The sequence below is a fragment of the Nonomuraea sp. NPDC049625 genome (assembly GCF_040675285.1).
GTDB lineage: Bacteria > Actinomycetota > Actinomycetes > Streptosporangiales > Streptosporangiaceae > Nonomuraea > Nonomuraea angiospora_A.
Genome location: NZ_JBFAOQ010000019.1, coordinates 137,720 through 150,593, shown reverse-complemented (window position 1 = coordinate 150,593; position 12,874 = coordinate 137,720). Strand labels below are relative to the sequence as shown.

11 protein-coding genes are annotated in these 12,874 nt (G+C 70.2%); 3 read left to right on the top strand and 8 right to left on the bottom strand.

Annotated features, from left to right (window positions below; translation table 11 throughout):
* Positions 1-30: 30 nt before the first annotated feature.
* The 7 genes from AB0J87_RS52785 to AB0J87_RS52755 form a co-directional block, all read right to left on the bottom strand.
* Positions 31-1,275 carry an ROK family transcriptional regulator gene (locus tag AB0J87_RS52785; RefSeq protein WP_363980939.1) on the bottom strand — a complete coding sequence of 415 codons (1,245 nt, stop codon included), beginning with the start codon at positions 1,273-1,275 and terminating at the stop codon, positions 31-33.
* The gene (locus tag AB0J87_RS52780) at positions 1,272-2,117 is read right to left on the bottom strand and encodes a PmoA family protein (protein ID WP_363980936.1); all 846 of its coding nucleotides are present in this window, start codon (positions 2,115-2,117) and stop codon (positions 1,272-1,274) included. The genes AB0J87_RS52785 and AB0J87_RS52780 overlap by 4 nt, the downstream gene beginning before the upstream one ends.
* Positions 2,118-2,296: 179 nt before the next feature.
* Entirely contained in the window at positions 2,297-3,706 is a 1,410-nt protein-coding gene (locus tag AB0J87_RS52775) for a Gfo/Idh/MocA family oxidoreductase (protein WP_363980933.1), read from the bottom strand.
* 13 nt (positions 3,707-3,719) lie between these two features.
* A complete protein-coding gene (locus AB0J87_RS52770; RefSeq protein WP_350731893.1) occupies positions 3,720-4,490 on the bottom strand; it encodes a carbohydrate ABC transporter permease in 771 nt (256 codons plus the stop codon).
* An 82-nt stretch (positions 4,491-4,572) separates the two neighbouring features.
* Positions 4,573-5,529, bottom strand: a complete 957-nt coding sequence (locus tag AB0J87_RS52765) for a sugar ABC transporter permease (RefSeq protein ID WP_363980930.1) — start codon at positions 5,527-5,529, stop codon at positions 4,573-4,575.
* On the bottom strand, positions 5,526-6,806 hold the full coding sequence (locus tag AB0J87_RS52760) for an ABC transporter substrate-binding protein (protein WP_363980927.1): 1,281 nt from the start codon (positions 6,804-6,806) through the stop codon (positions 5,526-5,528). The genes AB0J87_RS52765 and AB0J87_RS52760 overlap by 4 nt, the downstream gene beginning before the upstream one ends.
* A 246-nt stretch (positions 6,807-7,052) precedes the next feature.
* On the bottom strand, positions 7,053-9,014 hold the full coding sequence (locus tag AB0J87_RS52755; RefSeq protein WP_363980924.1) for a S8 family serine peptidase: 1,962 nt from the start codon (positions 9,012-9,014) through the stop codon (positions 7,053-7,055).
* A gap of 350 nt (positions 9,015-9,364) precedes the next feature.
* Between AB0J87_RS52755 and AB0J87_RS52750 the strand changes: the two genes are divergently transcribed.
* The 3 genes from AB0J87_RS52750 (at position 9,365) to AB0J87_RS52740 (ending at position 11,714) form a co-directional block, all read left to right on the top strand.
* A complete protein-coding gene (locus AB0J87_RS52750) occupies positions 9,365-10,246 on the top strand; it encodes an LLM class F420-dependent oxidoreductase (protein WP_363980921.1) in 882 nt (293 codons plus the stop codon).
* A gap of 71 nt (positions 10,247-10,317) precedes the next feature.
* Entirely contained in the window at positions 10,318-10,791 is a 474-nt protein-coding gene (locus tag AB0J87_RS52745; RefSeq protein WP_363980919.1) for a hypothetical protein, read from the top strand.
* A 119-nt stretch (positions 10,792-10,910) separates the two neighbouring features.
* Positions 10,911-11,714 carry an SAM-dependent methyltransferase gene (locus AB0J87_RS52740; protein WP_363980917.1) on the top strand — a complete coding sequence of 268 codons (804 nt, stop codon included), beginning with the start codon at positions 10,911-10,913 and terminating at the stop codon, positions 11,712-11,714.
* Positions 11,715-11,720: 6 nt separating this feature from the next.
* Here the strand turns inward: AB0J87_RS52740 and AB0J87_RS52735 are convergent, their stop codons facing one another.
* The gene (locus tag AB0J87_RS52735; protein WP_363980914.1) at positions 11,721-12,845 is read right to left on the bottom strand and encodes an acyltransferase; all 1,125 of its coding nucleotides are present in this window, start codon (positions 12,843-12,845) and stop codon (positions 11,721-11,723) included.
* Positions 12,846-12,874: the final 29 nt, after the last annotated feature.

Sequence of the window (12,874 nt, the reverse complement as noted above, 5' to 3'; positions counted from 1 at the left end):
GGTCTTCCCGGCGGCCCGCCGGGAAGGCCCTCAGGCCGAGGTCATGTGGTTCGACTGGCGGGCGAGCCAGGTGGTCGGATGCCGGCGGATCTGGTCGATGGAGGTCAGCGCGGCGCCGATGACGGCGGCGTCCGGGCCCAGCAGGGCGGGCCGGAGCGTGATGGGCGCCCAGGCGGCGGTCAGGACGCGCCGGTCGATCTCGGCTCTGGCGTTCGCGGTGAGCCAGGACGCCAGCAGCGAGAAGCTGCCGCCCAGCAGCACGGTGTCGATGTCGAGGATGTTGAGCATGTCGGCCAGCGCGATGCCCAGCGCGGTGCCGGCCGCGTCGAGGGCGGCGATGGTGGCGGGGTGGCCCGCCTCGGCCCGGCCGGTGGCGGCGGCGTCGGGGGTGGTGCCGGCCGGCGCGGGCTCGTCGCCGAGGACGGCGGACAGGCTGGCGTACGTCTGCAGGCAGCCGCGCGAGCCGCACGGGCAGGCGTTGCCGTCGGGATAGACCGTCACGTGCCCAAGCTCGCCGCTCCAGCCCCGGGCGCCGCGCATGAGCTGCCCGTCCAGGACGATGCCGGCGCCGATGCCGAGCCCGCCGGAGACGTACACGAAGCTGTCGAGAGTGTTGTCGCTGGCGTAGAGCTCGCCGAGGGCGGCCAGGTTGGCCTCGTTGTCCACAGTGATCGGCAGGTCGAGGGGACCGAGGGCGTCGCGCAGCAACGCCTGGGCGTCGACGTCGCGCCAGCCGAGCTCGGGCGCGGACTGCACGATGCCCGCCTGCACGGGGCCGGGGACGGCGAGGGTGGTGGTCAGGACGGTGAGGTCTTCGGCGGCGGTCGCGTCGATGGCGGCCCGGGCCATGTGGGCCAGCCGCGCCAGCACGTCGGGAGCGCTCCAGCCGGAGTACGTCGCGGGGGTGAAGGCCAGATGGCGGACGGTGCCGGTGAGGTCGACCACGCAGGCCGCCAGGCCGTCCGCGCGGATGTCGAGCCCGAGCCCGGCCGGCCCCTTCTCGGACAGCGTCAGGCCGACGCGGGGCCGCCCCGCGCGTCCGTTGTGCGACAGGCCGGCCTCGGTGATGAGCTTGCCGGCCAGGAGCTCCTCGGCGATGCGGGTGATGGTGGGGCGGGTCAGCCCGGTGACCGAGGCGAGCTCGGTGCGGGAGATGGGGCCGTCGGCGGCGAGGATGTGGCGGAAGACCAGCTCCAGGTTGAGGGTGCGCAGGTTCTCCTGCCGTACGGGTTCCTCGGACTGGCGGGGCCTGCTCGGCCGGACGCGCGCGGTCATGCGGCCGACCGGGCGGTGCCGGCGAGCTCGGCGGCCGTGGCGGCGGTGACGGCACCGTCGATCACCACGGTGACGACGTGCCGGTCGATGCTCTCGCCGGGCGCCAGCACGAGCGGCTCGTCCCAGGCCGGCGACGAGCACACCCCGAGGTAGTCGCGGGCGCGGACGAACCACCTGTCCCGCGCGCCGGCCTCGTCGGCGTGGGTGAAGAGCGTCGTCCAGGGGCGGCCGTCGCGGTCGCGGCCGGTGACGGCGACCCAGTCGGCGGCCTGCCCGTGGACGCGCTGGACGTCGGCGCCGTCCGGGCTGAGCACCTGCGCGGCGCCGTCGAAGGCGGGGCCGCGCCAGAAGACGCCGCCGTAGCCGGCGCCGACCCGGCCCAGCGCCGCCGGGGTGCGCCACGGCAGCGGCCGGTCGGTGGCGTTGGTGAGCCGGGTGTGCACGCTCAGGGACCAGGCGGTCTCGTCCACCGGACGGCAGGTGATCGAACGCTGCTCCCGCAGCAGCGTCGCCTGGCGCGGGTCGGCCCATTCGACGGCGTGGTGCAGCTCGGTGTTCGTGCGGCGCAGCCAGCGCTGGTGGCGCTGGGTGCCGTGGTTGTCCAGCCAGGCCGGGCCGTGGCCGGCGACGAAGGTGCGCCCGCCCCAGAAGTTGCAGCCGTTGAGGTCGGGGGCGGCCACGCTGATGCCGAACTGGTGGGGGTGCGAGTCGGGCGCCGCGTCGGTGACGGTGACGCCGGCGAGCGTGCGCACGGGATGGAGGTAGGGGCGCGGGGACGCCGACAGCGGCAGGTCGGGCTCCCAGACGTACTCGGCGACGTCCTGCCCGCGCAGCCTCAGCACGGCGACTCCGCGCGGCCGGTCGGTGCGCGCGGGAGGTACGCCGGGAGCGTGCATGGTCGTATCGCCGCCTCTCTGGGCCTCGACGAGGCCGAGGGTCTTTCCCCAGGGTTGAGCGTACGACACTTCCCGGTTCCCCCAGTTTCGAGATCGGCGGGTGTTCAGGGCGTGCCTCGGTGGGGTCACGCGGGACGGGACGCGGAGGTCAGCGGCAGCCCGAGGTCGTCGAGGCGGACGGCCTTCCCGGTGCGTAACGACTCGTTGCCCGCGACCCCGGTCAGGACGCTCGCGGCGCCGTCGAGGAACCCGGCCTGCCGGCGCAGCGGGTCGCCGGAGGCGCCGCGGAACACCTCGTCGAGCAGCATCGTGTCGCCGCCACCATGCCCGCCACCATGCCCGCCACTGGGCCCGCCACTGGGCCCGCCGCCGCCCTCGGGGATCGGCACCTGACGGGCGGGCTCCCAGTGCCGCTGCAGGAGGAGCCGCGCGCCCCGGCGGCGCGGCTGCTCCGGCTCGCCGTCCTGGCCGCCGTCCGCGGCGCGGGCGTCCACGGCGGTGGCGGCGGCGATGGCCGCGCTGGTGGCGACGGGCTCGACGTGGGTGCGCTCGACGACGTCGAGCTCGATGCGCCCGCCGGTGCCGTTGATCGCCACGCGATATCCCTCCCAGGGGCAGTGCGCGTGCAGCGTGTACGACATCGACGCGCCGCGGCGGTAGCCGACGACGACGTTGAGGTTGTCCTCGATCGTGATGCCGTCGGAGAACACGTCGCGGTCGCGGATGTAGCCGTCCAGATGCTCGCCGTCCTGGTAGAGCAGCCGCAGCCGGTCGTCGGCGGCGATGTCGAGCGCGAAGGGGTCGCCCGGCCCGGCGGCGTCCCTGCTGCGCTCCGGGCGCGGCCCGAGCCCCCGCCTGCGGGCGTTGTCCGAGCCGTAGAAGCGCAGGCCGCCGCGGGCGTACACGGTCTCCGGCAGGTCGGCGAGCCACCAGTTGACCAGGTCGAAGTGGTGGCTCGCCTTGTGCACCAGCAGGCCGCCGGAGACGGCCTTGTCGCGGTGCCAGCGGCGGAAGTAGTCGGCGCCGTGCACGGTGTCCAGGCACCACTCGAACGTCAGGGAGGTGATCTCGCCGATGGAGCCCTCGGCGATGAGCCGGCGCACCAGCGCGTTCCGGGGCGAGTACCGGTAGTTGTGCGTGAGGATGAGGCCCGCGGTGCCGGCGGCGAGCGCGTCGCGGATCTGCCGCAGACCGGCGACGTCCACGGTCAGCGGCTTCTCCGACACCACGTCCACGCCCTCGCGCAGCGCCTGGCCGATGTAGGCGGCGTGGGTGGCGTCGGGCGAGGTGACGACCACGACGTCCGGCCGCTCCCGGTCGAGCAGGCGGCCGAAGTCGCCGGGGTCGTAGTGCGCCATCCGCAGGTCGGGCCGGGTCTCGCCGACGAGACGGTCGTAGTACGCCATGCGCACCTCATTGGTGTCGCAGAACGCCACCGGGTGACCGACGTCGGCGTACGGGCCGAGCAGCGCTCCCAGGTACATGCGGGCACGTGAACCGGTGCCGACGAAGGCGTAGCGGCGAGGTCGGGCCATGCGTTTCGATCCCCTATTTCAGGCCGGTGGTGGCGATGCCCTTGACCAGGTACTTCTGGCCTGCGATGAAGAACCCGATCACGGGCGCGAGCGACAGGAACGACATGGCGAACATCTGCCCCCACTGCGACTGCCCCTCGGAGTCGATGAACTGCCGCAGGGCCAGCGGCACGGTGTACAGCTCGGAGTCGGTCAGGTAGATCAGCGGGCCGAAGAACTCGTTCCACACCGAGATGAACGTGAAGATCGCCGTGGTGGCGAACGCCGGCATGCACAGCGGCATGATCACCTTCCAGAAGGTGCGGAACGGCCCGCAGCCGTCGATGCGGGCGGCGTCGTCGAGTTCCTTGGGCAGCGCGCGCATGAACTGCACCATCAGGAAGATGTAGAACGCGTTGGTGGCCAGGAAGTTGGGCACGAGCAGCGGGTAGTAGGTGTTGAGCCAGCCCAGCTTGGCGAAGACGATGTACTGCGGCACCAGGAGCACGTGGCCGGGCAGCATCATGGTGCCGAGCATCAGCGTGAAGAACAGCTTGCGGCCGGTGAACTTCAGCCGGGCGAAGCCGTACGCCGCCAGCGAGCAGGACACCAGGTTGCCGACGATGCTCAGCACGACGATCACGAACGAGTTGGCGAGGTAGACGCTGAACGGCTGCTCCAGGGCGGTCCACCCGTCCAGGTAGTTGGCCGGGTTCCACTCGGAGGGCCACAGCGACAGGTCGGTGAAGATCAGCCGGTCCGGTTTGAGCGAGCTGGAGATCAGCCACGCCAGCGGGTACATCATGACCGCGCCCGCCACGCAGAGCAGCACGTGCTTGGCGTACCGGGAACGGCGGGTCCGGCCCACGCGCTCGACGAAACTTTCCTCAGTTGTCATAGAAGACCCAATACTTCGCGGCCAGGAAGTTGACCGCGGTGAACGCGGCGATGATCACCAGCAGCATCCAGGCCATGGCCGAGGCGTAGCCCATGTTGAACTGCGAGAAGCCCTGCTGGTACAGGTACAGGTTGTAGAAGAGCGTGGAGTTGGCCGGCCCGCCGGTGCCGCCGCTCATGACGAATCCCTGGGTGAAGGTCTGGAACGACGAGATCAGGGACTGGATCAGGTTGAAGAAGATGATCGGGCTCAGCAGCGGCAGCGTGATCGAGCGGAACTGCCGCCACCGCGAGGCCCCGTCGATGGCGGCGGCCTCGTAGTACATGCCCGGGATCTGCCGCAGCCCGGCCAGGAAGATCACCATGGGGGAGCCGAACGTCCAGATGTGCAGGACGATGAGCGTGGTGAGGGCGTAGTCGGGGTCGGTCGTCCAGCCCGGCCCGTCGATGCCGAACCAGCCGAGGAACGCGTTCACGATGCCGTCGAGGCCGAAGATGTAGCGCCACAGCAGGACGATCGCGACGCTCCCGCCGAGCAGGGAGGGCAGGTAGAAGACCGCCCGGTAGACGGACAGGCCCCGGACGCCGCGGTTGAGCAGCATGGCCACGCCCAGCGCCGCCGCCAGCGACAGCGGCACCGACACGAACGTGTAGACGAAGGTGACCTTCAGCGACTGGTGCAGCACCGGGTCGCTGAGCATCTCCGCGAAGTTGTCCAGCCCGATCCACTTCGGCGCGTTGAGCAGGTTGTAGTCGGTGAACGCCAGATACAGCGAGGCGAAGAACGGGATGACCGTGAAGAGCATCCCGATGAACCACGGCAGCAGGAAGAGGTACCCGGCCCGGTCCTGGGGCGGCTTGGCGGGGCGCCTGCGCCGCGGTCCGGCGGACGCCTCCGCTCCGGTGACGGGCCGGTCCAGCACCGGCGCGGCCTTCGACCTGCTCACCCGCCGAGCGCCTTCCTGCCCGCGTCGAGGAACGCCGCGGCGCCCTGCTGCGGCGTCTGCCGCTTGAACTCCACTTCGGCGGCGATCGACTGCAGGCTGGAGGCGATGCTGCTCGACCCCGGCGGGTACGTGTAGGAGCGCGGCAGCTCCTCCTTCTGGAGCCCGATCAGGTAGTCGGTGGCGACCTGGTCGTCGGCCGCGAGGCTCGGCCTGACCTCGGTGGCCACCTTGGTGTTGGCGGGCACGCCGCGGGTCGTGCCGGTGGCCCTGGAGGCGTCCGGGTCGTTGATGAGGAAGTTGAGCAGCTTCAGCGTCTCGGCCGGGTGCTTGGACTTCGCGGCGACCGACCACAGGGCCGGGGTGTCGATCGACTGGCCGCGCCGCTTCTCGGTGGTCTCGCCGGGCATGCGGAGCAGGACGAGGTTGCCCCCGGCGGCGGCGTTGTAGCCCAGGAAGTTGTTGGTGGGGATGATCTGCGACGCGATCGCGCCCTTGGCCAGGTAGGACTGCTCGGCGCCGCCTCCCACGTTCTCGAAGAACCCGGCCGGCGGGAACCCGCCGTCGGCCCGCATGGACCGGAACATCTCGAACCAGGCGACGAGGGTGGCCTCGCTGATGCCGAGCTTGCCGTCGGCGGTGTAGAAGTCCTCGCCGCGCTGGCGGGTGAACACGATGAGGTTGGCCAGCGTGTACGCCTCGAAGCCGGTGCCGTACACCTTCTTGCCGCTGGCCTTGCTGATCTCGCGGGCGAAGGTGGCCAGGTCCTGCCAGCTCCAGGTGTTCCCGTCCGGGATCTTCACGCCGTACTTCTCGGTCAGCGTCCTGTTGACGACGAAACCGATGCTGTTCAGGCCGGAGGCGACGCCGAAGTTCTTGTCGCCGACGGCCGCGAGCGCCCGTACGCTCTCGCTCAGCCCGGACAGGTCGACCGCGCCGGCGTGCTGGTTGAGGTCGAGCAGCGCGCCCCGGTCGGCGTACTCGCGCAGGCTGTCCATGCGCATCATCATCAGGTCCGGCGGGTTTCCGGCGGCGAAGCGCGTGGCCAGCTTGTCCTTGTACGGGCCGCTGTCCTGATACTCGGTCTTCACCGTGACGCCGGGGTTCTTCTTCTTGAACACCTCCAGCGCGGCCTGCGTCTTCTGCGCCCGGGAGGCGTCGCCCCACCAGACCATGTTCAGCTGGACGCCGCCGCCACCGGATCCGTCGCCGCCTCCGCCGAAGCCCCGGCCGCACGCCGCCAGGCCGAGACCGAGGCCGGACAGACCGGCCAACTTCACCAGATTCCTTCGGCTTAACGACATCGGGGCCATTCGAGCGGATCGAGGGGTCATCTGGGCGCGGTCCCTTCGAGAGGGCGCCGGCGAGCCGGCGACGAGACGTCCTGGGGGGTAGGGGGAAGGTCACGTTACGTCGGCATTTCGGGTTACGTCAACCCATGAAACAAATAGCGGCAACCGTTTGCACCGTCCTGAAACGACAACGGGGCGGCGGGTTCACCCCGCCGCCCCGTTGCTCGCAGGCCGTTACTTGTTGACGTGTCCGTACAGGAACACGGCGGCCTTCTTCAGCTGGGCGGCGCTCGCCCGGCCGGTGCGGTGCCGCTCCGCGGCGGCGATCGCCTGCTTCAGCGTCGTCTTCCCGGACACCTTGGCCGAGCCGTTGTAGACGCCGTGCGCGTAGTTCAGCCATGCGGCCAGCAGCTCACGGTCCAGCAGCGCCTTGGCGGCCTTGCTCTTGGTGGCCAGGGCCTTGTACGCGGTGGACAGCGTGGTGGCGTCGGTCAGCTCGGGGAAGACCTTGCTGCCGTTCTGCGCGATCGCGAGGTAGCACGACAGCGTCTGGTCGCTCAGCGAGCCCTTCCCGCGCAGCATCTCCTTGGCCCACGCCTTGGCGCTCAGCGGCTTGGTGCCCTTGCCCCGCGTGCAGTCGTCGGGGGTGGGCACCGGCACCGGCTCGGCGTCCGTGCCGGGGTCGGTCGGGCGGTTCGACGGGGTCGGCGCCGCGGTCGGGCTCGGGGACTTCGTCGCGGTGGGCGTCCCCGTGGGGGTCACCGTGGGCGTCACGGTGGGCGTCACGGTGGGCGTCGCGGTCGGGGTCGGCGTGGGGGTCGGGGTGGCGTCCGGGGTCCACGGCATCGCCCTGGCGACGTCGATCCGCTTGGTGGTGACCGAGGTGCCGCCGCTGGTGTAGGTGATGTTCTTGCCGGTGGCCTTCAGCTTGTCGAGGAGCTGGTCCATGGACAGGTTCGGGTACGCCTGGCGCATCACGGCCAGCGCCCCGGCGACGTGCGGGGCCGCCATCGAGGTGCCGTTCATGGAGCCGTAGCCGTTGCCGGGCACCGAGGAGTTGATGCCCATGCCGGGCGCGAAGAAGTCCAGCAGCGGGCCGCGGTTGCCGAACGAGGCCACCGCGTCGTTGTCGTCGGTGGCGCCGACCGCGACCGCCCGGGAGATGCAGGCCGGGCTGGAGACGCCGTCGGTGAAGCCGTTGTTGCCGGAGGCGACGACCGTGGCCACGCCGAACTGCTGCAGCCAGACGATCTCGTCCCGCAGGCTGCCGTAGTCGGGGTCGTCGTCGCAGGGCTTGGTCTGCTTCGGGCCGCCGCCCAGGCTCAGGTTGGCCGCCACGACCTTGTAGGCGGCGTGGACGCTGTCGACGTACTGCAGGGCCAGCTTCTGGTCGGAGGTGTAGCTGAGGAAGCACGGGGCGCTGGTGCCCAGCTCACCGCAGATGGGGCCGTTGAAGCGGGTGAAGACCTGCACGGGCAGGATGCCCGCTTCGGGGGCGACGCCGTCGGATGGAGCGTTCCCGGCCTTCTTGCCCGCCGCGATGCCGGCGACGTGGGTGCCGTGGGCGCACTTGTTCGCCCCCTGGACCAGGCACTTGGGGGTCTTGGCGTCGGCGGAGCCGGGGCCGGTCTGGACCGGCAGGCCGTTCGGGCACAGCGACTCGGCCTGGATGGCGGGGTCGTTGTCGACGGTGGAGAAGCAGGCCTCGTTCACGATCCGCCCGGCGAAGAACGGGTGGTCGCGGTCGATGCCGGTGTCGACGATGGCGACGGTGGAGCCCTTGCCGGTCCAGCCCGTCTTGTTGGCCCAGTCGGAGCCGATCAGCTTGGTGCTGACGTCGAGCGAGGGCGCGCTCAGCTCGTCCTCGTAGATGGACTTGATCCGGTCGTCGGTCTTGAGTTCGTTGAGCGTGGCCTGGTCCAGGGAGGCGACCAGGAACTCCTTGGAGCTCGTCCGGTCGATGACCTTGGTCTCTTTCGAGGCCTTCTCGGTGGTGTCGGCCACGGCCGCCAGGCTCTCGCCGCCCTTGATCTCGATGATCGCGCGGACCTTGTGGCCGCTCTTCACCTCGGCGGCGAGGCTCTTCGCGACGGCGGGATCGTCCGCGGCCGCCTGCGCGGGCGACGCGGCGGCCAGGGCGCCCGTCATCGTGGTGGCGAGCAGGGAAACGCTCGCCAGCAGAGACCGTAGTCTCACTGATCCTCCGGGGGAACGGGCCCGTCTCGTCCGGACGGGGCTGCGTAAGGGGAGCGGGACAGCATCGAGTGCTCAGCCGGCTGCCGGTGTCGAACAAGATCCCCTTTGAGTGCGAGGAACAGGCTAGGAGGTTATGCGGAGGATAAGCAGGAATGAGGTGATTCCGTTATCTGGAAATCTCCGCAGGTCGCATGGGTCGGAAGCCGGACGTGTGCCGCATCCGTGAGATAATGCTCTTATCGGAGCCCTCCCGCCCGGGCGCAGCCCGGGCGGGAGGGTTTTTTCATGCCCGCCTTCACCACGTGACCCGCGGCGGGCGTCTCCCCTTCACCCCATCAAGGAGTGCCCCTATGGACCTCGGTCTGACCTGCCCGCGTTTCCTCTGGTCCGGTGGCGACGCCGCGATCGCCGACAAGTTCGCCGCCGTCGCCCGCGGCGCCGACCAGGCGGGGCTGCGCAGCCTCTGGGTGATGGACCACTTCTTCCAGATCCCCAACTTCGGCTCCGCGGAGGATCCGATGCTGGAGGCGTACGGCGCGCTGTCGTACGCCGCCGCCCTCACCGGCCGGGTGAGCCTGGGCGCGCTCGTGACCGGCGCCGTCTACCGCGCGCCCGGCCTGCTGATCAAGCAGGTCAGCACCCTGGACGCGCTCTCCGGCGGTCGTGCCGTCCTCGGCATCGGCGCCGGCTGGTACGAGCCCGAGGCCCGGGGTCTCGGGCTGCCCTTCCCGCCGCTGGCCGAACGGTTCGAGCGGCTCGAGGAGACCCTCCAGATCGCCAGGCAGATGTGGAGCGACCAGGACGGGCCGTACCGGGGCCGGCACTACAGCCTGGAACGTACGCTCAACGCGCCGCAGGCCGACCCGCCCATCCTCATCGGCGGCAGCGGGGAGAAGAAGACCCTCCGCCTCGTCGCCCAGTACGCCGACGCCTGCAACTTCCTGTACGGCGCCGACGTCCGGCACAAGCTCGGCGTCCTGCGCGCCCACTGCGAACGCCTGGGCCGGCCCTACGAGGACATCGAGAAGACCCTCCACATGCGCATCCCCGAGGGCGAGAGCGTCGAGCAGAGCGTCCGGCGCTGCGCCGAACTCGCCGCCCTGGGCATCGACCACGTCATCGTCGCCGTGCCCGACCCCGCCGCCGATTCGTGGCTGACCCACTTGACCGAACTCGCCACGCGGATATCCACCATCACGCCATTCGGTCGTAATAGGAGCAATTCCGGCTGAATAACTTTGCGCGACGCGATGAATATCGGGTCCGCGTATTATGGAATGGTGGTCTTCCGGATACTCGTCTCATGAATGCGCAGGGCGTGGCCTTGCTGACCGCGGCGATGAACCTCGTCACGCTGCTCTTCGTCGGGCTCCAGACGAGGGCGCTGACGAGGCAGACCAGGTTGGTGGCCGCCAATCTCGAGTACGGCACCCATCAGCGGCTCATCGATTATCTCAACGAGATCAACACCATGATCATCGATAATGACCGCGTTCGCGAGATATTCGCGGACATCGATTTCATCGGGGACAGCGTCCGACGAAATCCGGAAATTTCCGTGCAGAACATCGCCCTCGCCTGGTCCATATTCAATCGCTACGAGGCCGCCCACGCCGGCTACCGGCTGGGCGTCATCAAGGACGACGACTGGGAGATCTGGCTGCGCAGGATCAGGAAGGACCTCAAGATCCCCTTCATCCGCACGGTGTGGCTGCAGGACATGCAGAACTTCGACTATCGCAAGGACTTCCGGGACCTGATCAACGACCTCCTGTAGGCGGCCCCGGCCGGCTCGACGATGGGAGCAGAACGCCACGTTTGACACCAAAACCTGACAGTCTCCTTCGCGGATTGCGATAGCTTGTGTACGGAATGATCACGAATGGAGGCCGTGACATGCCGGAGCAAGGCGGTGGCGGAGCTATGGGGATCGACGTCACCAGGCCAAGCGTCGCCCGTATGTACGACTACTACCTCGGAGGCAAGGACAACTTCGAGGTCGACCGCGACGCCGTACGGCGGGTCGAGAAGGCGATGCCCGAGATCCGCCAGCTGGCCCAGGAAAACCGGGCGTTCCTGCGCCGCGCGGTGCGGCACATGGCCCGGCAGGGGATCCGGCAGTTCATCGACATCGGCTCCGGCCTGCCCACCGTGGGCAACACGCACGAGATCGCCCAGCAGATCATCCCGGACGCCCGGGTGGTGTACGTCGACAACGACCCCGTCGTGCTGCAACACGGCCGCGCGCTCCTGGCGACCGACCACAACACCACCGTGGCCGCCGCCGACATGCGCCGCCCGGCCGACGTGCTCGGGCACCCGGAGACCGTCAAGCTCATCGACTTCAACGAGCCGGTCGGCGTCCTGATGATCGCCATGGTGCACTTCCTCACCCTGGAGGAGCGCGCCTCGGTCATGGGCCAGCTCCGCCACGCCCTGGTGTCCGGCAGTCACCTGACGGCCACCCACGTCACCGTCGACGGCCACCCGGCGGACGCGGTCGCCCAGATCGAGACGGTGTACGCGGCCACGCCGACGCCGATCTACTTCCGCGAGCACGCCGACGTGGCGAGCTTCTTCGATGGGTTCGACCTGGTGGATCCCGGTGTGGTCACCATCGACGCCTGGCACCCCGACCCGGCCGACCCGGCTCCCGCCGCCACGCGATGGCTGTACGGAGGAGTCGGCCGCAAGCCGTGAGCCGCCTCATCGAGGCTCCGCGCCGCCGGCGATCAGGCGTTTGCCGAGGCGCTGGGCCGGGGCCTCGATCAGCCGGTAGGTCATGGCGCTGAGCGGGATCAGGGCCAGGAAGTAGAGCACCGGGTTCGGGATCACGTGCAGCAGGATCGGGTGCAGCAGGTAGAGGGAGAAGCTGATCACGCCGAGCCGCGCCAGCCAGCGCGGGAACGCCCGCCGGCGCAGCGCGAACGCCAGCCCGAAGGCGCCGTACGCGAGCGCGATCGCGGGCGCCCAGCTGGGCTCGTCCTTGGCGAAGAGCCCGCAGCCCAGCACCACCGCCACCGCGACGGCCGCCGTACGCCAGCGGACGGCTCCCTGCTCGGCCCGGTACACCGCCGTCCCCGCGAACATCGTCGCCAAAATGATCACGCCCTGCCAGGTGCCGGCCCGGCTGCCCAGGATCACCAGCCCGAGCCCGAGGAGACCGCCCGCGACGGCGGCGGCCGTACGTACCCTGCCGTGCCCGAGGGCGGTCACCGCGATGGCCGCCACGACCGCGACGGGGAGCAGCACGGCGGCCACGTCGTCCCGGCCGCCGATCATCGTCTGCGGCACCAGCAGGCCCAGGCCCACGGCCACCGGCGCCAGGACGACGGCGATCTCCGCCGACCTGCCGGCCTGCCGCACCTGGAACAGCGCGACGCTGATCAGGTAGAACGCCATCTCGTACGAGAGCGTCCACGTCACGGTGATGACGGCCGGCAGGTTGAGCAGCTCCTGCAACATGGTCAGATTGCCGAGCGCGACCACGGGGAGAGGGCGCTCGGCGAGCTGAGGGTCGAGGGGGAGCACGCCTGCCAGGGCCAGGAGCAGCACCAGGCCGCAGGCGCTGATCAGCAGGGGGAGGAGGCGGAAGGCCCGCCCGGTCCAGAAGGCGCGCACGTCGCCGCGCCGTTCCAGGGAGGCGGGGATGATGTACCCGCTGACCAGGAAGAACACGAACACGCCCCAGCTGCCGAGGTCGATCCGCCGGTCCACCTCCACCCAGAGGTCCGGGACGAAGGTCCAGCCGGCGTGGTGCATGGTGACGGCCAGCGCGGCCGGCCCACGCAGGGCGTCCAGCCAGGCCAGCCGGGCGGGGGCCCTGAACATCTGCCGGATTCTAGGCCATACGAGACCGC

Bases quoted from the DNA above. Each gene is read 5' to 3' on its own strand.
- AB0J87_RS52740 (WP_363980917.1), top strand. From the start codon at position 10,911: ATGCCGGAGCAAGGCGGTGGCGGAGCTATGGGGATCGACGTCACCAGG.
- AB0J87_RS52770 (WP_350731893.1), bottom strand. From the start codon at position 4,490: ATGATGTACCCGCTGGCGTGGCTGATCTCCAGCTCGCTCAAACCGGAC.
- AB0J87_RS52735 (WP_363980914.1), bottom strand. From the start codon at position 12,845: ATGTTCAGGGCCCCCGCCCGGCTGGCCTGGCTGGACGCCCTGCGTGGG.
- AB0J87_RS52750 (WP_363980921.1), top strand. From the start codon at position 9,365: ATGGACCTCGGTCTGACCTGCCCGCGTTTCCTCTGGTCCGGTGGCGAC.
- AB0J87_RS52745 (WP_363980919.1), top strand. From the start codon at position 10,318: ATGAATGCGCAGGGCGTGGCCTTGCTGACCGCGGCGATGAACCTCGTC.
- AB0J87_RS52785 (WP_363980939.1), bottom strand. From the start codon at position 1,275: ATGACCGCGCGCGTCCGGCCGAGCAGGCCCCGCCAGTCCGAGGAACCC.
- AB0J87_RS52775 (WP_363980933.1), bottom strand. From the start codon at position 3,706: ATGGCCCGACCTCGCCGCTACGCCTTCGTCGGCACCGGTTCACGTGCC.